General features: G+C 68.4%; 13 protein-coding genes. 11 read left to right on the top strand and 2 right to left on the bottom strand.

Translation table 11 applies throughout. The features are described 5' to 3' along the window. Window positions 1-173: 173 nt before the first annotated feature. Window positions 174-884: a YesL family protein gene (locus RNB18_RS19590; protein WP_311715368.1), complete on the top strand. Its 711-nt coding sequence runs from the start codon at window positions 174-176 to the stop codon at window positions 882-884. Next, window positions 881-2,890: a beta-galactosidase gene (locus RNB18_RS19595; protein WP_311715369.1), complete on the top strand. Its 2,010-nt coding sequence runs from the start codon at window positions 881-883 to the stop codon at window positions 2,888-2,890. Before RNB18_RS19590 ends, RNB18_RS19595 begins: the two co-directional genes overlap by 4 nt. On the opposite strand, the gene RNB18_RS19600 is transcribed toward RNB18_RS19595, so the two are convergent. Then, window positions 2,884-4,827, bottom strand: coding sequence for an alpha-glucuronidase (locus tag RNB18_RS19600; protein ID WP_311715370.1), 1,944 nt, complete (start codon window positions 4,825-4,827; stop codon window positions 2,884-2,886). The two genes, RNB18_RS19595 and RNB18_RS19600, sit on opposite strands and share 7 nt — an antisense overlap. Window positions 4,828-4,847: 20 nt before the next feature. Next, entirely contained in the window at window positions 4,848-8,576 is a 3,729-nt protein-coding gene (locus tag RNB18_RS19605; protein ID WP_311715624.1) for a GH92 family glycosyl hydrolase, read from the bottom strand. A gap of 408 nt (window positions 8,577-8,984) precedes the next feature. Between RNB18_RS19605 and ngcE the strand changes: the two genes are divergently transcribed. The 9 genes from ngcE (at window position 8,985) to RNB18_RS19650 (ending at window position 21,017) form a co-directional block, all read left to right on the top strand. Continuing rightward, window positions 8,985-10,445, top strand: coding sequence for an N-acetylglucosamine/diacetylchitobiose ABC transporter substrate-binding protein (gene ngcE, locus RNB18_RS19610; protein WP_311715371.1), 1,461 nt, complete (start codon window positions 8,985-8,987; stop codon window positions 10,443-10,445). Window positions 10,446-10,461: 16 nt separating this feature from the next. After that, window positions 10,462-11,388 carry a carbohydrate ABC transporter permease gene (locus RNB18_RS19615; protein WP_266509283.1) on the top strand — a complete coding sequence of 309 codons (927 nt, stop codon included), beginning with the start codon at window positions 10,462-10,464 and terminating at the stop codon, window positions 11,386-11,388. A 4-nt stretch (window positions 11,389-11,392) separates the two neighbouring features. Further along, window positions 11,393-12,316, top strand: a complete 924-nt coding sequence (locus tag RNB18_RS19620; RefSeq protein ID WP_311715372.1) for a carbohydrate ABC transporter permease — start codon at window positions 11,393-11,395, stop codon at window positions 12,314-12,316. A 193-nt stretch (window positions 12,317-12,509) separates the two neighbouring features. Continuing rightward, window positions 12,510-13,709, top strand: a complete 1,200-nt coding sequence (locus RNB18_RS19625) for an ROK family transcriptional regulator (RefSeq protein WP_311715625.1) — start codon at window positions 12,510-12,512, stop codon at window positions 13,707-13,709. A 133-nt stretch (window positions 13,710-13,842) separates the two neighbouring features. Then, entirely contained in the window at window positions 13,843-14,934 is a 1,092-nt protein-coding gene (locus RNB18_RS19630) for a sugar ABC transporter substrate-binding protein (protein ID WP_311715626.1), read from the top strand. A gap of 274 nt (window positions 14,935-15,208) precedes the next feature. Then, window positions 15,209-16,000, top strand: coding sequence for an ATP-binding cassette domain-containing protein (locus RNB18_RS19635; RefSeq protein ID WP_057611193.1), 792 nt, complete (start codon window positions 15,209-15,211; stop codon window positions 15,998-16,000). After that, complete coding sequence (locus tag RNB18_RS19640) at window positions 15,997-17,328, top strand: sugar ABC transporter permease (protein WP_311715373.1); 1,332 nt, start codon at window positions 15,997-15,999, stop codon at window positions 17,326-17,328. The genes RNB18_RS19635 and RNB18_RS19640 overlap by 4 nt, the downstream gene beginning before the upstream one ends. A 133-nt stretch (window positions 17,329-17,461) precedes the next feature. Further along, the gene (gene dxs / locus RNB18_RS19645; protein WP_311715374.1) at window positions 17,462-19,381 is read left to right on the top strand and encodes a 1-deoxy-D-xylulose-5-phosphate synthase; all 1,920 of its coding nucleotides are present in this window, start codon (window positions 17,462-17,464) and stop codon (window positions 19,379-19,381) included. A 136-nt stretch (window positions 19,382-19,517) separates the two neighbouring features. Then, complete coding sequence (locus tag RNB18_RS19650) at window positions 19,518-21,017, top strand: amino acid permease (RefSeq protein WP_311715375.1); 1,500 nt, start codon at window positions 19,518-19,520, stop codon at window positions 21,015-21,017. Window positions 21,018-21,074 lie beyond the last annotated feature (57 nt).

Raw genomic sequence — 21,074 nt, forward strand, 5'->3', positions numbered from 1 at the left:
CCGCCCCGGCCGCCGACCGACCCGGTCCTGCGCCGGTGAGCCGCGCGGGAGGGTCAGGAGTGCGGCCGCCCGGCGTCCCTGCCGCCACCCCCGGGCACGGCGTCACATCCACGGTGGGCGACGACCGACCCGGCACCGCCCCACGCCGCTCACCTGCCGGGCAGCGGCCGCCGGTGAACCGTGAACCCCCCGCCTCCTACCCCGCCCCCTCCGCCGCTCCCTCCTTCGGCACCGGCTCCCTCTCCCGCGCCGCCGCCCTCATCCACACCCTCGTCACCGTCGAGGCCCTGCTCCTCGTCGCGGCCTCCCCGGGCCTTGCGGGTCTGCTCCTGCTGGGCCCCGCCCCCGCCAACCTCCCCCTCGCCGCCGTATGCCTGCTGCCCCTCGGACCGGCGACGGCCGCCGCCCTGTACGCCCTCCGGCACCGCGACCGCGACCTCACCGAGCTCCACCCGGCCCGTGCCTACTGGCGCGGCTGGCGCCTCAACGCCGTCCCCTCCCTGAAGCTGTGGACACCCCTGCTGGCCTGGCTCACGGTCATCGCCTTCACGCTGACCCACTTCACCGCCACCGGCCTGCCCGGCTGGTGGGCGGTGCTGCTCGCGGTGATCGGCGCCGGCTCCCTTCTCTGGGGCGCGCACGCGCTGGTCCTCACCGCCCTGTTCGCCTTCCGGGCGAGGGACACCGCACGTCTCGCAGGACACTTCCTGTTCCGGCACGTCAGCGCCACGCTCGGCGCCGCCTCGCTGCTCGTCCTGACCGCCGCCGGGACCGCCGTACTGACCGAGGCCCTGCCCGCGCTGCTGGCCGCCCCGCTGCTGCTGTCCCTGCTGCACAGCAGCCGTCCGGTGATCGCCGAGACCCAGGAGGACTTCACCGCATGAGCCCGTCGAGCGCCAAGATCCCGTACGGCGGCGACTACAACCCCGAGCAGTGGCCGCAGGAGTTCTGGGACGCGGACCACCGACTGTTCACCCGGGCCGGCATCGACACCCTCACCGTGGGCGTCTTCTCCTGGTCGCTCACCCAACCCGCCGAGGACACCTACGACTTCACGGTCCTCGACCGCGTCCTCGACCGAGCGGCGGCCGAGGGCCGACAGGTCTGTCTGGCCACGGGTACGGCAGCCCTGCCGCCCTGGCTGGCCAAGGCGTACCCCGAGGTGAACCGCACCGACTTCGAGGGCCGCCGCCACCGCTACGGCCAGCGCCACAACTTCTGCCCCAGCTCACCGGCGTACCGCCGACTATCCACCGCGATGGCGGCACGGCTCGCCGAACGCTACGCGGAGCACCCGGCGTTGCTCGCCTGGCACATCAACAACGAGTACGGCGGTGTCTGTTACTGCGACCTGTGTGCCGACGCGTTCCGCGACTGGCTGCGGAACAAGTACGTCACCCTCGATGCCCTCAACGACGCCTGGTGGACGGCCTTCTGGTCGCACCGCTACACCTCCTTCGAGGAGATCGAGCCACCCAGCGCCCTCACCGAGCACTGGCGGGGCCCGGACCACACCGCCTTCCAGGGCATCACGCTCGACTACTTCCGCTTCACCACCGACGCACTGCTCGGCTGCTTCCTCGCCGAGAAGGAGGTGATCCGCACCCATGATCCGGTCACCCCCGTCACGACCAACTTCATGGGCATGTTTCGCCCCCTCGACTACCACCGCTGGGCACCCCACCTCGACTTCGCGTCCTGGGACAGCTACCCGCCCCTGGACGCACCGCCGACCTGGCCGGCCCTGGCCCACGACCTGATGCGCGGCCTCAAGGACGGAGCCCCCTTCTGGCTCATGGAGCAGACCCCGTCCACGACGGCCTGCCGTGACGTCAACCCCCTGCGCAGGCCGGGCGAGTTGCGCCTGGCCACCTTCCAGGCGATCGCCCACGGCGCCGACGCGGCCCTCTACTTCCAGATGCGCGCCTCCCGCGGAGCCTGCGAGAAGTACCACGGGGCGGTCATCGGCCACGCGGGCCGCGACGACACCCGGGTGTTCCGGGAAGTTGCCGCACTGGGAGCGGAGTTGGAGACGCTCGGCGACGCGACCCTCGACGCCCGCACTCCCGCCCGCACCGCCCTGCTCTTCGACTGGGACAGCTGGTGGGCCCTGGAGATCTCCGACGGCCCCTCGCGGCTGGTGAAGTACCAGGAGGTGGTCCACGCCTACTACCGGGCCGCCCGCGAGGCCGGCGCCGACGTGGACGTCGTCCCGCACACCGCCGACCTCACCCCGTACGACGTGGTCCTCGCCCCCGCCCTGCACATGGCCAAGGGCGACCTCGCCGCCCGCCTCGAAGCGGTCGCGGAACGCGGCGGCACGGTCCTGGCCACCTTCCTCTCCGGCCGAGTCGACGCACACGACCGTGCCTTCCTCACCGACGTCCCCGGTCCCCTCGCCCCGCTCATGGGTATCCGGATCGACGAATGGGACTCCCGCCAGGCGGAGTTCGCCCAGCCGATCCCGGAACTCGCCTCAGTAGGACGGCTCGTCTTCGAGATCGTGCAGCCCCGGGGTGCCCAGACGGTCGCCACCTACGGCTCCGACTTCTACGCGGGGACCCCCGCCGTCACCCGCAACGCCTACGGGCGGGGCGAGGGCTGGTACGTCGCCACCGCCCTCGACCAGCCGGGCGTCGACCAGGTGGTCCGCCGCGTCCTGGCCCGCCACGACCTCATCGGCCCGTACGCCGACCACGAGGGCCTGGAGACGGCCGCCCGGGTCGCCCCCGACGGAACCCGCCTGCTCTTCCTCCTCAACCACTCGGCACAGCCGGCCGGGCTGACGGCCCACACCACCGCGACCGACCTGCTCAGCGGCAAGAAGGTGGAGGCGGGCGACCCTCTCACCCTCGACCCGCTGGGCGTCGCCGTGCTCCGTGCTCAGTAGATCGTCCGCCCCCGCTCGTCCGCCACCCCCGACTTCCGGAAGAAGTAGCTGTTGACCTGATCGCGCCACTCGCGGGCGCTCCGGAGCTGCTCCTCGAACCGCTCCGCCACCCGTGCGTGGCGCGCCGGGTCCACGAGGTCCACCAGCGAGGCCCACCGCTCCCGGGCCGCCTCGACCTCCGCAACGCCCTCGAAGTGCGTGTCGTAGATGTGCTGGATCACCGTCTTGCCGCTGTGCAGCATGTGCCCGTACGACACGTGGTGGAAGAACAACAGCAGTTCGTCGGGGCACGAGAGAGGCGATTCGTACACATCGGCCCAGGGCTTCGCATACTGCCCCGCGTACCCGGTCCCGCTCGCCACGCTCCGGTCGACACCGACGCCGTCCCGGTCGGCGAAGTGATAGGTGCCCCAGGGGCTGTACTCGTAGCCGTCGACGCTCGGCCCGTAGTGGTGCCCCGGCTGGACCATGAACCCCACACCGAGGGGAGCGGTGTACCTCTCGTACGTCCGCCACGAGCCGTCCAGGATCGAGCGCAGCCCCGCCGCGAGCCCGGGCCCGGGCCCGAAGGTGAGCCGGATCCACTCGTCGAGGACGTGGTGCGGGTCGGCGTTCGGATCCCAGGCCAGCCGGCCGAAGGTGTACAGGTTCGCCTGAGCCAGCGGATGACCCGTCCAGAACGGGTCGTCCCCGACGTTCGCCACGGCGACGAGCCCGCCACGCGCCAGCGCGCCCACCGAGGACTCCCCGTCGATCCCGAACCGCAGCACCTCGCTCCACATCGGCCCCAGCCAGCACACATGCCGCTGCTGCCCGGTGTACTCCTGCGTCGCCTGCAGCTCCACGGCCAGCCGGGTGCCGGGCATCGCCCCGATCATCGGGGAGACCGGCTCCCGCACCTGGAAGTCCATCGGCCCGTGCTTGACCTGGAGGACGGCGTTGTCGGCGAACTCCCCGTCCAGCGGTACGAAATGGTCGTACGCGGCCCGTGCCCGGTCCGTCGAGCGGTCCCGCCAGTCCTGGTGGTGGTTGTAGACGAAGGCACGCCAGTGGACCGTACCGCCGTGCGGCGCGAGCGCGGCGGCGAGCAAGTTCGCGCCGTCCGCGTGACTGCGCCCGTACGCGAACGGGCCCGGCTGCCCCTCGGAGTCGGCCTTCACCACGAACCCGCCGAAGTCGGGGATCGTCGCGTACACCCGGGCGGTCGCCTCGGCCCACCACGCCCGCACCGACTCGTCCAGCGGATCCGCGCTCGCAAGCCCGCCCAGCACGACCGGCGCGGCGAAGGTGACCGACAGATGCGTCCGGATGCCGTACGGCCGCAACGCGCCCGCGATGTCCGCCACTTCACCGATCCGGTCGGTCAGCAGCCGTGCCTCGGTCGCGTGCACGTTGACGTTGTTGACGGCGACGGCGTTGATCCCACAGGCCGCCAGCAGCCTGCCGTAGGCCCGCACCCGCTCCAGGTCCCCGCGCGCCCGCCCGTCCTCCCAGAACAGTGACCCGCCGGCGTACCCGCGCTCCACCTGCCCCATGACCGGATGCACGGCCACGTTGTCCCAGTGATCGAGCATCCGCAGCGCCGACTCGGGTTGATACGAAGCTCGTCGGGCGTCATCGAGGAACGCCGTCTCGCCGAGCCGTACGACATGGAAGAACCCGTACAGCAGCCCGCGCGCGCCGGACGCGGTGACGGTCGTACGCCCGTCACCCCGCTCGTACACGAACCCCTCGGAGCCGTCGTCACCGTCCAGCTCCAACACCAGGTCGTACGACCCGGGTTCACGCGAGACGCTCCCCCCGAACCGCTCGCAGGCCCTGGCCACCTCCCCGTGGACCGTGTCCACCAGCGGACCCGAGCCACGGATCAGTGTCCGCCGGGTGCCGATCGGCCGGAACGCCCCGTCCGGCAGCCAGGCCGGATCGACACCCTGCATGAGACCCCCAACGCTGCTGCTCAGGCGAGCAGTTCGACTTCCGACACCACCGCCTCGCCGTCGAACACCAGGCGGTACTTCCCGTACGTACCCGGAGACCTCACGGTGAACGCCCGTGTCTGCCGGTCCCATGCGAAGGACTCCCCGGACCGCCGGTCCAGCGTCTTCCACTTGGTCCCGTCGTCCGAGCCCTGGAGGGTCCAGCCGCTCGGCGCCTTCGTGTGCTCCGAGGACGAAGTGACCGTGTACTGGGCGCCCTTGACCTGCCTGGACACCGGCAGATCCACCGAGGTCACGGCCGCGTCCGTCGCCGAGGTGTTGTCGAACAACGCCCCGTCACCGACGAGCACGTCCGCACGCGGCGTGGGCACCTCGTCGTCCTGGGTGATCGACACCGGAGCCGCGTTCTTCCCCGTGCCCCACTTCGACGGACGGGGACCCATGTCGAAGTCCAGGACACCACCGCGGGCCAGCAAGGAGTGGGGCAGTGAAGTCGACGTCCATGCACGGCCGTTGACCTTCAGCCCCTGCACATACACGTTCCGCGCGCTGTTCTTGGGCGCCCTGACCACCAGGTCACGCCCGTTCTCCAGATGGACCGTCGCCTTGGTGAACAGCGGTGAGCCGACCGCGTATTCGCCGCTGCCCATCACCAACGGGTAGAAGCCCAGCGCCGAGAACAGATACCAGGCCGACTGCTCGCCGTTGTCCTCGTCACCGTGATAGCCCTGACCGATCTCGCTGCCGACGTACAACCGGGACAGCACCTCACGGACATTGCGCTGCGTCTTCCACGGCTGACCGGCCGCGTCGTACATGTAGTTGACGTGGTGGGCGACCTGGTTGGAGTGCCCGTACATGCCCATCCGGACGTCCCGCGCCTCCGTCATCTCGTGGATGACCCCGCCGTAGGAGCCGACGAAGTCCGGCGAGGCCGTCTCGGGTGTCGCGAAGTACTCGTCCAGCTTCTCCGCGAGCCCGGAGCGGCCGCCGTACAGGTTGGCGAGGCCCCGGCTGTCCTGCGGGGCGGTGAAGGCGTAGCCCCAGCCGTTGGTCTCGGTGTAGTCGTAGCCCCACACATGCGGGTCGTAACTCGACGACTCCACACGCCAGTTGCCGTCGGCGTCCCGGCCCTGGAAGAAGCCCGCCTTCGAGTCGAAGAGGTTCACATAGTCGCGGGCCCGGTTGAGGAAGTACTCCGACTCCTCCTTGTAGCGCTTCTCGCCGGTCTTCGCGTAGAGCGCCTGTCCCATCCGCGCGATGCCGTAGTCGTTGAGGTAGCCCTCCAGCGCCCAGGACAGGCCCTCGTGGGTGTCGGTGCTGGTGTAGCCGAGGAAGGGCGAGGTCTCCATGCCCTTGCGGCCCACGCCGGACGACGGGGGCACGACGGTGGCGTTCTTCAGGGCCGCGTCGTACGCCGACTTCGCGTCGAAGTCGACGCCCTTGACGTACGCGTCCGCGAAGGCCACGTCCGACGAGGTACCGGTCATCAGGTCCGCGTACCCGGGGGAGGACCAGCGCGAGGACCAGCCGCCGTCCTTGTACTGCTGGACGAACCCGTCGACCATCTCGCCGGCCTGAGTGGGCGTCAGCAGCGAGTACGCGGGCCACGTCGTCCGATAGGTGTCCCAGAAACCGTTGTTGACGTACACCTTGCCGTCCACGATCTTCGCCCCGGTGTGCGTCGGGGTGTCGGGGCCCGGCATCGGGGAGAAGGGCGAGGCGTACTGGTACTTCGAACCGATCTTCTCGAAGCCCGAGTTGGGGTACAGGTACAGCCGGTACAGGCTGGAGTACAGCGTGGTCAGCTGGTCCTGCGTGGCGCCCTCCACCTCGACCTTGCCGAGCAGCCGGTCCCACTGCCGCTGGGCCCGGTCCCGGACCGTCTCGAAGGACGTGCCGTCCGGGATCTCCTGGCGCAGGTTGTCCTTCGCCTGGTCGAGGCTGATGAGCGAGGTCGCGAGCCGCAGCGTGACGGTCCGGTCCGCACCGGCGTCGAAGCGCAGATAGCCCTTGACCCCGGCGGCGGAACCGTCCTTCACCGGCTTGTCGAAGACGCCGTACACGAAGAGCCGGGTCGCTCCGGTGGACAGGCCGGACTTCACGTCCGAGTACCCCGTGATCACCCCGGCGTCCTTGTCGAGCGTCAGCCCCGCCTGGTCCGTCACGTTGTCGAAGAGCACGCTCGCGTCGTCGCCCGGGTAGGTGAAGCGCAGGGCCGCCGCGTGGTCGGTCGGCGTCATCTCCGCCTTCAGCCCGTTCTCGAACCGCACCCCGTAGTAGTACGGCCGCGCGGTCTCGTTCTCGTGCCGGAACGCCAGCTCCCGCGCCTCACGGCCGGTGTCCGGGGTGCCCGAGGCGGCCGACGGCATCACCTGGAAGGTCTGCCGGTCGCCCATCCACGGGCTCGGCTCGTGGCTCGCGCTGAACGCCTGGACCGTCGGCAGGTTGTCCGCGTTGTTCGCGCGGGCGTAGTCATAGAGCCAGCTCAGCGAGGACGCGTTGGTCACCGGCGTCCAGAAGTTGAAGCCGTGCGGCACGGCCGTCGCCGGGAAGTCGTTGCCGCGCGAGAAGCCGCCGCTGGAGTTGGTGCCGCGGGTGGTGAGCGCGTAGTCCGACAGATGCGCCTTCGGCTTCTCCGGCGCGGCCCGCTCCAGCGTCACGTCGTCCAGCCAGCCCCGGAACTTCGCCGGCCCGCTCGGGGAGTCGTACGCGACGAGGATCCGGTCGACGGTCTTCCCGGCCGCGACCGACCCGATCCGCGAGACCACGTTGTTCCACTGGTTGACGTAGAGCACCTTGGCGGCGCCCTGTCCCTGCGGTGACAGCGTGAATCCGTGCTGGTCACGCGCTCCGAGGTCGCTCAGGAAGGTGCCGTCGGTGAAGGCCAGGTCCACGGAGACGTTCGTCGCGTCGTAGTCCCGGTCGCCGTCCGCCATCGACGGGAAGATCCGGTACGACAGCCGGGTCAGCGGATCCACCGCCACGTCCACGTCGAAGACCTTGTTGGACGAGTACGCCCGCCCGTCCGCGGTGTGCCGTCCGGCGTAACGCAGGGCTCTCTTTCCGGTGAATCCGGCGCCCGCCTTCGCGGTGGGCGATCCGCTCGGACCGCGGTCGACCAGCGAGAGCATGTCCGGCGGCACCGGCCCCTCGCCGCCGCCGGTGGACAGCTGCACATCGGCCAGCTGGAGGATGCCGGAGGCGCCGTTGTTCTTCGTGATCTCGAGCCGGAAGTGCTGGTATTCGGCCGGATCCGCGATGTCGTACGACTTTGTCCGGAACCGTTCGCCGAACGATTCGCCGGCGCGCGTGTCGAGGGTCTTCCAGTCCTTGCCGTCCGTCGAGCCCTTCAGCGTCCAGTCCCTGGGATCACGCTCGGCGAAGTCATTGGCCGAGGTCAGCGCGTAGGTGACCACCTTGAGCGGCTTGGCCAGGTCGAACTCGGCCCAGCCGGTGGACTCGAAGGCCAGCCACTTGGTGCCGGGCTCGCCGTCGACGAGATTCTCCTTCACCTCGCCGCCGCCGGTGTTCTCGGCGCTCGCCCGGACGTCCGTGACCTGGTCGGTGACATTGCCCGGGATGCCGGTGCTGTAGCCGCCGTCGACGCCGGAAGCCCGGTCGCCGTCGACGCTGCTGGTCCAGTCGGGTGCCGGTTCGCCGGCCTCGAAAGAGGAGGTGAACCCCCGGTCCGCCGGGGCCGGGGCCTCGGGCAGGGCGACCGCCGCGCCCTGCGAGCCCACGGTCACGCAAAAGGCGGCCGTGATCACGACCGCCGCACTACGTCTGAGCCGAGTTCTGTACCGATCCATCGGCGAGTACCCTCCCTGCACAAGGACGGACAACGTTGTCAAACAATCCGTGCAAGGATCAGTAGTGGCCCAAGTGGACAGTGGTGTCAAGGGGGTTGGGTGTGGCATTCGGGGCGTATGTCGCGGATTTTTCCGGCAAGCTTCGCACAGGGCGCTCATATTTCCGCGAGGTCTCAACTAGAGAACACCCAAGGCCAACATTGCGTTCGATCTTGCTTGGCCCACCGGAAGTGGACTATACCTGTCGGCGATTCACCCCTCTTGTACGAACCTGCTTGACCTGACCGCGGTGCCGGGGAGGATCCGGTTCACCGCCTGAGTCCTGGAGAAGGCGAGGACTTGAGCATGGGATCCACTTCCGCCGAGAACAGCAACAACGGCAGCGCGGGTGTAGGCCGCCGCGATCTGATCAAGCGGTCGGCCGCACTCGGTCTGATCTCCGTCCCGACGATGAGTTTTCTGTCCGCGTGCGCCAGCAGCGGCGGCGACGACAGCGGCGACAAGGCCAAGGCGGGCAAGAAGACCGCGAAGAACCCCCTGGCCGTCAACGACACCGCCCAGATGGAGTTCGTCCTGTTCGACGGCGGCTTCGGCAAGGAGTACGCCGAGGACGCCGTGAAGATCTACGAGACGAACTTCCCCAAGGCCAAGGTGAAGTTCTCCGCCACCCAGAAGATCCAGTCCACGCTCCAGCCCCGCTTCAACCAGGGCACCCCGCCGGACCTCATCGACAACTCCGGCGCCGAGCAGATGGACATGGGCGTCCTGGTCGGCAAGAGCCAGCTCGCCGACCTCACCCCGCTCCTGGACGCCCCTTCCTACGACGACCCGAGCAAGAAGGTCCGCGACACCCTGCGCCCCGGCATCGTCGAGATGGGCCAGTTCGACGGCGACCCGGTGTGGATCATGTACTACGCCTACACGGTCTACGGCGTCTGGTACTCCCAGAAGGCCCTCGACTCGCTCGACGAGCAGTACCCGGAGACCTGGGACCAGATGCTCGCGGTGTGCGAGAAGGCCAAGAAGAAGGGCATGGCGGGCTGGACGTACGCGGGCAAGTACCCGTACTACCTCCCCTTCTCGCTCTACCCGATGATCGCCAAGGTCGGCGGTGTCGAGGTCCTCGACGCCATCGACAACCTGGAGCCGAACGCCTGGAAGAACCCGGCGGTCAAGGCGTGTTTCGAGGCCTACTACGAGCTCTACAAGAAGGGCTACGTCCTGAAGGGCACCCCCGGCCTCGACCACATCCAGTCGCAGACCGCCTGGGCCCAGGGCAAGGCGCTGTTCATCCCGAACGGCTCCTGGGTGGAGAACGAGTCGGCCAACGTCATCCCCAAGGACTTCGACCTCGCGGTCTCCGCGCCCACCGGTATCGACTCCTCCGACAAGATGCCCTTCGGCACCATCTGGGCCTCCGGCGGTGAGCCCTTCATCGTCCCCGCCAAGGCGAAGAACACCGCGGGCGGCATGGAGCAGCTGCGCATCATGCTCAGCGAGGCGTCCTCGAAGAACTTCACGTCCAAGGTGAAGTCCCTGACCGCCTACAACGGCGGCACCGACGGCATCACCCTCACCCCGGGCCTCAAGTCCGGTGTGGCCGCGCTGGAGAAGGCCGGCGACAACGTGGTCAACCCGCGTCTGCAGGACTGGTACGTCCAGCTCCAGAAGGAGCAGATCGGTGTGGCGGGCCTCGGCGAGATGATGGCCGGGCGGCTCACGCCGGCGGAGGCCATCAAGAAGATCCAGGGCTACGCCGACGCGGCCGCGAAGGACTCGTCGATCAAGCACTACAAGCACCAGTAACGGCAACGGAGCGGCGATGCAGCACGGCAAGTACCGGTTCATCGTGGGGTTTCTGGCGCTGCCCCTGGGACTGTACGCGCTATTCGTGGTCTGGCCGTTCATCCAGTCCATCTACTACTCGTTCACGGACTGGACCGGCCTGAGCCCCGAATTCAAGATGGTCGGCCTGGACAACTACCGGAGGATGCTGGACGACCCGATCTTCTGGAAGTCCTTGCAGCACAGCTTGATCTTCGCGCTCGTGCTGCCGGTGGTGACGATCAGCCTGGCGCTGTTCTTCTCCTTCATGATCAATGTCGGCGGGCGGAAGAGAAGGGGAGGCCCGGTCGTCACCGGTGTCCGGGGCTCCTCCTTCTACAAGATCGTGTATTTCTTCCCGCAGGTCCTCTCGATCGCGATCGTCGCCCTGTTGTTCGCCTTCGCGTACAACCCGGACAGCGGTGCCATCAACTCGATCCTGCGCGGAATCGGGCTCGGCAGCATCCAGCCGCTGTGGCTGGGCGACCCGAGCCTCGCCCTGTGGGCCGTCATGGCGGTCCTGGTGTGGTCCACGGTCGGCTTCTTCGTGGTCCTGTTCAGCGCCGGTATGGCCTCCATCCCGGCGGACCTGTACGAGGCCGCGCTGCTCGACGGTGCGGGGCGGGCCAGCACGTTCTTCCGGATCACCCTGCCGCTGCTGTGGGACACCGTGCAGTCCGGCTGGGTCTACATGGGCATCCTGGCCCTCGGCGCCGAGTCGTTCGCGGTCGTACAGATCATGACGACCGGGCCCGGCGGCCCCGACTACTCGACCACCGTCATGGTCCTGTACGTGTACCAGAAGGCGTTCCGTGACGGACAGGCCGCCTATGCCACCACCATCGGCGTCGCCCTGCTCGTCGTCACGCTGGCGTTCGCCGCCCTGGTGATGCGGCTGGGCCGGCGCGAGCGGCTGGAGTACTGATCCGATGAAGACGACCGAAACCCCTGCCCCCGTACCGGCCGAGTCCGGTGCTCCCGTCGCCAAGACCGACACTCGAAGTGGCCCGGCCCGGAAGGAGAAGAAGGAGGGCGGCGTCCTCAACGTCTTCTCGCACGGAATGCTCATCCTGTGGGCGTTCATGGTCGTGATGCCGCTGCTGTGGGCGGTGATGACGTCCTTCAAGGACGACAGCGCCATCTTCAACTCGCCCTGGGCGCTGCCGGACAAGCTGCACTTCGACAACTGGTCGCGGGCCTGGACCGACGCCAACATGAGCGATTACTTCCTCAACACCATTCTGGTGGTGGCGGGTTCGCTCATCGGCACCCTGGTGCTCGGCTCGATGGCGGCGTATGTGCTGGCCCGGTTCGATTTCCCGGGCAACCGTTTCATCTACTTCCTGTTCATCGGCGGCATGAGCTTCCCGATCATGCTGGCGCTGGTCCCGCTGTTCTACGTCGTGAACAACATGGGCCTGCTGAACACGATCCACGGGCTGATCCTGGTCTACATCGCCTATTCACTGCCGTTCACGGTCTTCTTCCTGACCGCGTTCTTCCGCACCCTGCCGACCTCGGTGGCGGAAGCGGCCTTCGTGGACGGGGCCTCGCATTCCAGGACGTTCTTCCAGATCATGCTGCCGATGGCCAAGCCGGGCCTGATCAGCGTGGGGATCTTCAACTTCCTGGGACAGTGGAACCAGTACATGCTGCCGACGGTGCTCAACACCGACCCGGACAAACGGGTGCTGACCCAGGGGCTGGTGCAACTCGCGGCCAGCCAGGGCTACAAGGGCGACTGGTCGGGCCTGTTCGCCGGTCTGGTGATGGCGATGATCCCGGTCCTCGTGGCCTACATCATCTTCCAGCGACAGGTGGTGGCCGGGCTGACGGCGGGCGCCCTGAAGTAGACCTCGGCCGCCCGCACGGGCGTCACCCCTTCAAGGTCCGGATCTTGAACGGGCGGCGCCCCCTCGGCATGGGCAAGAACGCAGATACTGTTCAACCTCTTGACGGGAGGCGACCCTAACGGCTCAGCTTAGAGTTCACTAGTTGGACATAGACGGGGCCTCATCGCTGCGGTCCCGCGCGCAGGAGGTCGTCGTGGAGACTCCGGGGTCGCAGTCATCACTGCACCGAGCCAACCTGGAGCGGGTCGTACGTGCCGTCCGGCTGGCCGGGTCGCTCACGCAGGCGGAGATCGCACGCACCACGGGACTGTCCGCAGCGACCGTCTCCAACATCGTCCGCGAGCTCAAGGAGGGCGGAACCGTCGAGGTCACGCCCACCTCGGCGGGTGGCAGGCGGGCCCGCGCGGTCTCCCTGAGCGGGGACGCCGGCATCGTCATAGGGGTGGACTTCGGGCATACCCATCTGCGCGTCGCGGTCGGGAACCTCGCCCATCAGGTGCTGGCCGAGGAGTCCGAGCCGCTGGACGTGGACGCCTCCTCCACCCAGGGCTTCGACCGGGCGGAACAGCTGGTCAACCGGCTGATCGAGGCGACCGGCGTGGACCGCTCGAAGATCGCCGGGGTGGGCCTCGGTGTGCCCGGCCCCATCGACCTGGAGTCCGGCTCCCTGGGCTCCTCCGCCATCCTGCCGGGCTGGATCGGCACCAAGCCCGCCGAGGAGCTCCAGGGGCGCCTGGGCGTGCCCGTGCACGTGGACAACGACGCCAACCTGGGCGCCCTCGGTGAGCTGGTCTGGGGCAGCGGCCGGGGAGTGCGGGACCTGGCTTACATCAAGGTCGCGAGCGGTGTGGGTGCCGGACTGGTGATCAACGGCACGATCTACCGGGGCCCGGGTGGCACAGCGGGAGAAATCGGGCATATTACTCTTGATGAGTCCGGGCCCGTCTGCCGTTGCGGCAACCGCGGCTGTCTGGAGACCTTCGCGGCAGCGCGCTATGTGCTCCCGCTCCTCCAGTCCAGCCACGGCACCGATCTCACCATGGAGGGCGTTGTTCGACTCGCACGGGACGGAGATCCTGGCTGCCGTCGGGTGATCGCCGACGTCGGCCGACATATCGGCAGTGGAGTCGCCAATCTCTGCAACTTGCTGAACCCGAGCCGAGTCGTCCTGGGCGGTGATCTCGCCGAGGCCGGTGAGCTGGTGCTCGGGCCGATCAGGGAGTCCGTCGGCCGCTATGCGATCCCCAGTGCGGCACGTCAACTGAGCGTGCTTCCCGGGGCACTTGGAGGTCGTGCGGAGGTGCTCGGAGCACTCGCCCTCGCCCTCAGCGAGATGGGTGATTCGACCCTTTTGGACAGCACGCTGCATGCAGCGACACCTGCCTTCACTTAGAGAACGCAGGACGCCGTTGCCATCTCGTTAAGTATTTACTTCTTGACGTCGCACGTGCGGCCGAGTTGACTTCCAGCCACCTCGGCCGCAACGACGCGGCCTCGTCAGGGAGGTTTCAAAAGTGAACACGCTCATGCGTCGTGTGGCCGTATCCGTAGCGATTTCGGCGCTCGCCGTCTCGGCCGCCGCCTGTGGCAAGGCCGGCGACGACGACAACGGCAGCGACAGCAGCAGCTCGGGCTCGGGCGGCAAGTCGATCGGCCTGCTCCTGCCCGACAACGTCACGGCGCGGTACGAGAAGTTCGACAAGCCGTACTTCGAGGACAAGGTCAAGGAGCTGTGCAGCGACTGCACCGTCTCCTACGCCAACGCCGCGGCCGACCCGGCCAAGCAGGCCCAGCAGATGAGCAGCATGGTCACCAAGGGCGTCAAGGTGATCGTGGTCTCGGCGCAGGACTCCGCCGCCATCAAGTCCTCCATCGCCTCCGCGGTGAGCAAGGGCGTCAAGGTCGTCGCGTACGACCGTCTGGCCCAGGGCCCGGTCTCCGCGTACGTCTCCTTCGACAACGTCAAGGTCGGCGAGCTCCAGGGTCAGGCCCTGCTCGACGCGCTCGGCTCCAAGGCGACCCCGAAGTCCAAGGTCGTCATGATCAACGGTGACGACGCCGACCCGAACGCCGCGCAGTTCAAGGAAGGCGCGCACAAGGTCCTCGACGGCAAGGTCGACATCGCCTACGAGCAGTCCGGCCTGTGGAAGGACACCGTCGCCGCGCAGAAGGTGTCCGCGGCCATCACCCAGCTGGGCGCCAAGAACATCGCGGGCGTCTACGCCGCCAACGACGGCATGGCCGGTGGTATCGCCAACACCCTCAAGGGCGCGGGCATCAGCACCATCCCGCTGACCGGTCAGGACGCCGAGCTCGCGGCCATCCAGCGGATCGTCGCCGGCACCCAGTCCGCCACGGTCTACAAGGCCTACAAGCCGGAGGCCGACACCGCCGCCGAGCTCGCGGTCAACCTGCTCCAGGGCAAGGACATCAAGTCCCTGGCCGACACCGAGGTCACCAGCGGCTCCGGTGACAAGGTCCAGGCCAAGCTGCTGACCCCGGTCTCGGTGACCGTCAAGAACATCAACGACACGGTCGTCAAGGACGGTCTGTACACCGTCGCCGACATCTGCACCGCGGACTACGCCGCCGCGTGCAAGAAGGCCGGCCTTCAGTAAGAGCCGCTGAGCCCCGGGGCGAGTCCTTCCACGGACCCGCCCCGACAGGCAGGCACAGAGCCTGTCCGGCGCCCGCACCGCCTTCATACCCCGCTGCGGGGCGGGCGCCGGACGGAAGCATGGCGGACGCAGCCGTTGCCAAGAGGCATCGGCCGCGCGCATGTTCGACTTGTAAATCCGTGCTGACAGCACAACTCGTAAGTAAGTGCTAAAAGCACACCCTTCCGCGCCTTACCCCAAGCGCGGCATCCCCGCCGGTCAGGCGGCGAAGGAGATGGTTAACGTGTCCGCTACGCCCGTGCTGGCGTTGCGCGGAGTCTCCAAGCGATTCGGTGCGGTGCAGGCCCTCACCGATGTCGAACTGGAGGTCCACGCCGGTGAAGTGGTCGCCCTCGTCGGCGACAACGGCGCTGGAAAGTCCACGCTGGTCAAGACGATCGCCGGTGTGCATCCCATCGATGAGGGCATCATCGAGTGGGACGGCAGCCCGGTCAGCATCAACAAGCCGCACGACGCCCAGGGACTCGGCGTCGCGACGGTCTACCAGGACCTCGCCCTGTGCGACAACCTCGACGTGGTGGGCAACCTCTACCTCGGACGCGAGCTGCTGCGCCGCGGCATCATCGACGAGGTCTCGATGGAGCAGAAGGCCCGCGAGCTGCTGAACACGCTCTCCATCCGCATCCCGAGTGTGCGCATCCCGATCGCGAGCCTCTCCGGCGGTCAGCGCCAGGTCGTCGCCATCGCGCGCGCCCTGATCGGCGACCCCAAGGTCGTGATCCTGGACGAGCCCACCGCCGCCCTCGGTGTCGAGCAGACCGCACAGGTCCTCGACCTCGTCGAGCGGCTGCGCGAGCGCAACCTCGGCGTCATCCTCATCAGCCACAACATGGCCGACGTGAAGGCCGTCGCCGACACCGTCGCCGTGCTGCGGCTGGGCAGGAACAACGGTTCCTTCTCGGTGAAGGACACCAGTCAGGAAGAGATCATCTCCGCGATCACGGGTGCCACGGACAACGCCGTGACCCGTCGTGCGGGGCGTCGCAGCACGGAGGCCGCGAAGTGAGCGACACATCCAAGGTTTCCAAGGCGGATGCCGGGACGAAGGGGCAGGCGCACCAGTCGACGGTCGCCCCCTCCGACGATCCCACCGCCGCGCCGGTCTCGGTGGTCGACCCCCGGCTGCTGGTCCGCGAAGAGGGCCTCAAGGGCTACTGGACCGAGTTCACGCGCAAGGTCAAGGGCGGTGAGCTGGGCTCGCTGCCGGTCGTGGTCGGCCTGATCGTCATCTGGACGATCTTCCAGCTGCAGAACGACCGCTTCCTCAGCGCCGACAACGTCTCGAACATCAGTTACTACATGTCGGCCACCGGCATGCTCGCCATCGGCCTGGTGTTCGTCCTGCTGCTCGGTGAGATCGACCTGTCGGTCGGTTCGGTCAGCGGTCTGGCCTCCACCCTGTTCGCCGTGTTCTCGGTGGAACACGGCGTGGGCGTCTGGCTGTCGCTGGTCCTGGCGGTCCTCGTCGGTATCGGCATCGGCGCGCTGCAGGGCTGGTTCTTCGCGAAGATCGGCGTACCGGCGTTCGTCGTGACCCTGGCCGGCTTCCTCGGCTGGAACGGCCTGATGCTGTGGCTGCTGGGCTCCAGCGGCACCATCAACATCCCGTCCGACTCCGGTCCGATCCACCTGCTGGGCCAGAGCTCGTTCTTCATGGACCAGGCCATCATCGGCGCGTACCTGCTGGCGGGCCTCGGTGTCGTACTGAGCCTCGTCGGCAACATCAATGATCAGCGCCGCCGCAAGGCCGCAAACGTGCCGTTCCGGCCGACCAGCGAGATCCTGCTGCGCGTCGGGGTGCTCGCGCTGGCGTCCTTCCTCGCCGCGTACGTGCTGAACGACGCCGCCGGTGTCTCCAACGCGCTGGTGATCTTCCTGGCGGCGCTGGTGATCGTGGACTTCGTGCTGCGTCGCACCACGTACGGCCGCAAGGTCTTCGCGGTCGGCGGCGGCATCGAGGCGGCCCGCCGTGCGGGTATCAACGTGCCGTTGATCCGTATCACCGTGTTCGCCATCTCCGGTGGATTCGCGGCGATCGGCGGTATGTTCTTCGCCGGTCAGACCGCGAGCGCGACGCTGAGCGCCGGCGGCGGCAACACGCTGATGCTCGCCATCGCGGCGGCCGTCATCGGCGGTACGTCGCTGTTCGGCGGGCGTGGCTCGGTGTGGTCGGCGCTGCTCGGCATGCTGGTGATCCAGTCGATCCAGACGGGTCTTGACCTGCTGAACATGAACCAGTCGATCCAGTACATGATCACCGGTGGTGTTCTGCTGGGAGCGGTCGTCATCGACTCGGTGTCTCGAAAGTCTCAGAAGGCGGCCGGTCGCGGATAGCGCCTGATCGCGCCCCTTCGGGTCGATCCTCTTGCCCGGCACCCACAAGGTGCCGGGCAAGATTTGTTCTCGTAGAACATTAGACTCGACACGCCCGGCAAAGCTCGATCAGCTCTACTGCAAGGAGGCACGGGTGCCGCTGCTGACCCGCATCAGGGGACCGCGTGATCTGGACCGGCTCAGCCTTGAGGAGCTGGACCAGCTGGCGGAGGAGATCAGGAGCTTCCTCGTCGGCGCGGTCTCCAAGACCGGCGGCCACCTCGGCCCCAACCTCGGTGTGGTCGAGCTGACCATCGCCCTGCACCGGGTGTTCGACTCGCCCAGGGACCGGGTGCTCTTCGACACCGGCCACCAGGCGTATGTGCACAAGCTGCTCACGGGGCGGCAGGACTTCTCCAGGCTGCGCTCCAAGGGCGGCCTGTCCGGCTACCCCTCGCGCGCCGAGTCCGAGCACGACGTCATCGAGAACAGCCACGCCTCGACCGTCCTCGGCTGGGCCGACGGGCTCGCGAAAGCCAACCAGGTGCTCAAACGGGACGACCACGTCGTCGCCGTGATCGGTGACGGTGCCCTGACCGGCGGTATGGCCTGGGAGGCGCTGAACAACATCGCCGACGCCAAGGACCGGCCGCTGGTCATCGTCGTCAACGACAACGAGCGGTCCTACGCGCCGACCATCGGCGGCCTCGCCAACCACCTGGCCACCCTGCGCACCACCGACGGCTACGAGCGCTTCCTCGCCCGCGGCAAGGACCTGCTGGAGCGCACCCCCGTCGTCGGCAGGCCCCTCTACGAGACCCTGCACGGGGCCAAGAAGGGCCTCAAGGACTTCATCGCGCCCCAGGGCATGTTCGAGGACCTCGGCCTGAAGTACGTCGGCCCCATCGACGGCCACGACCTCGAGGCGCTGGAGTCGGCGCTGGCCCGCGCCAAGCGGTTCGGCGGGCCGGTCATCGTGCACTGCCTCACCGAGAAGGGCCGCGGCTACGAGCCCGCCGAGCAGGACGAGGCCGACCGCTTCCACGGCATCGGCCCCATCCACCCCGACACCGGCCTGCCGATCAAGGCCTCCGCCGCCAGCTGGACCTCCGTCTTCGGCGACGAGATGGTCAAGCTGGGCCGGGAGCGCGAGGACATCGTCGCGATCACCGCGGCCATGCTCCAGCCGGTCGGGCTGAAGAAGTTCGCGGACACCTTCCCGGAGCGCATCTACGACGTCGGCATCGCCGAGCAGCACGCGGCCGTGTCGGCGGCGGGCCTCGCGACCGGCGGCCTGCACCCCGTCTTCGCCGTCTACGCCACCTTCCTCAACCGTGCCTTCGACCAGGTCCTCATGGACGTCGCCCTGCACAAGTGCGGTGTGACCTTCGTGCTCGACCGGGCCGGCGTCACCGGCGACGACGGCGCCTCCCACAACGGCATGTGGGACATGTCGATGCTCCAGGTCGTCCCGACGCTCCGGCTCGCCGCCCCGCGCGACGCCGAACAGCTGCGCGCCCAGCTGCGCGAGGCCGTCCAGGTCGACGACGCGCCGACCGTGGTGCGCTACTCCAAGGGCGTCGTGGGTCCCGCCGTACCCGCCGTGGGCACCGTCGGAGGCATGGACGTCCTGCGCGAATCGGGGACCGGCACGCCCGATGTGCTCCTCGTCTCGGTCGGCGCCCTCGCCCCCATGTGCCTGGAGATCGCCACGCTCCTCGACAAGCAGGGCATCTCCACCACCGTCGTCGACCCGCGCTGGGTCAAGCCCGTCGACGAGGCCATGGCCCCGCTCGCCGAGCGGCACCGCGTGGTCGTCACCGTCGAGGACAACAGCCGGGTCGGCGGCGTCGGCTCGGCGATCGCACAGGCCCTGCGTGACGCGGGCGTCGACGTCCCGCTGCGCGACTTCGGCATCCCGCCGCGCTTCCTCGACCACGCCTCCCGTGCCGAGGTCATGGCGGAGATCGGGCTCACCGCCCCCGACATCGCCCGCCAGGTCACCGGCCTGGTCTCCAAGCTGGACGGGCGGTACAGCGACAGCGCGGCCGAGGCGGAGCCCGCCCGCGACTGACACGGCCGAATGGGCCGGCCGTACCACTGTCACGAGTGGTACGGCCGGCCCATTCGCGTGAATCCCCCCGCGCCGGGGCATACGACCTACGCCCCCTCTCGATCATGTCGAGGACGACACAGCGTGGGAGGTACCCGTGAGCAGCACCCTCTTCCGGACGAAGAAGGTCGAGCAGTCCATCCTCGATACCGAGGAGCCAGAGCACGCGCTCAAGAAGTCCTTGTCCGCGCTGGATCTGACCGTCTTCGGTGTCGGCGTCATCATCGGCACCGGCATCTTCGTCCTGACCGGCACCGTCGCCAAGAACAACGCCGGACCGGCGGTGGCTCTGGCCTTCGTCGTGGCCGGTGTCGTCTGCGCGCTCGCCGCGCTCTGCTACGCCGAGTTCGCCTCCACCGTCCCGGTGGCGGGATCGGCGTACACCTTCTCCTACGCCTCCCTCGGTGAACTGCCCGCCTGGATCATCGGCTGGGACCTCGTCCTGGAGTTCGCGCTGGGCACGGCGGTGGTGTCCGTCGGCTGGTCCGGCTACATCGCCTCGCTGCTGGACAACGCGGGCTGGCATCTGCCGGAGGCGCTCGGCAGCCGCGACGGGGCCGACGGCTTCGGCTTCGACATCCTCGCCGCCGCGCTCGTCCTGGTGCTGACCGGCATCCTCGTGCTCGGCACCAAGCTCTCCGCGCGCGTGACGTCGATCGTCGTCGCCATCAAGGTGACGGTCGTGCTGACCGTGATCATCGCGGGCGCCTTCTTCATCGAGGGCGACCACTACGACCCGTTCATCCCGAAGGCGCAGGAGGTGCCGGCCGGCGACAGTCTCCAGTCGCCGCTGATCCAGCTGATGTTCGGCTGGGCGCCCTCCAACTTCGGCGTGATGGGCATCTTCACCGCCGCCTCCGTCGTCTTCTTCGCGTTCATCGGCTTCGACGTCGTGGCCACGGCCGCCGAGGAGACCAGGAACCCGCAGCGCGACATGCCCCGCGGCATCCTTGGCTCCCTCCTCATCTGCACGACCCTCTACGTCGCCGTCTCGATCGTCGTGACGGGCATGCAGAAGTACACCGACCTGTCCATCACGGCCCCGCTGGCCGACGCCTTCAAGGCCACCGGCCACCCCTGGTTCGCGGGCTTCATCAGCTTCGGCGCCGCCGTCGGCCTGACGACGGTCTGCATGATCCTGCTCCTGGGCCAGACCCGGGTCTTCTTCGCGATGAGCCGCGACGGACTGCTGCCGACGTTCTTCTCCCACGTCCACCCGAAGTACAGGACACCGCACCGTCCGACCATCCTGCTCGGCGTGATCATCGCGATCGTCGCCGGCTTCACACCCCTCAGCGAACTCGCCGAACTGGTCAACATCGGCACCCTGTTCGCGTTCGTGGTGGTCGCCATCGGCGTGGTCATCCTCCGCAAGTCCCGCCCCGACCTGCCCCGCGCCTTCCGCACCCCCTGGGTGCCGGTCGTCCCGATCCTGTCGGTCCTGGCCTCCCTCTGGCTGATGCTCAACCTGCCGACCGAGACCTGGCTGCGGTTCGCGCTCTGGATGGTCATCGGCTTCCTCGTCTACTTCCTCTACGGCCGTAGCCACAGCCGTCTCGGACAGCGCACAGCGGCGACGGCCGACAACACGGAGTAACACATACGTTCCACCTCCCCGGCCCTGTATGTCCTGTTCGGTCAGGATGTGCGGGGC

This window comes from Streptomyces doebereineriae (assembly GCF_031845645.1).
Taxonomy (GTDB): Bacteria; Actinomycetota; Actinomycetes; order Streptomycetales; family Streptomycetaceae; genus Streptomyces; species Streptomyces canus.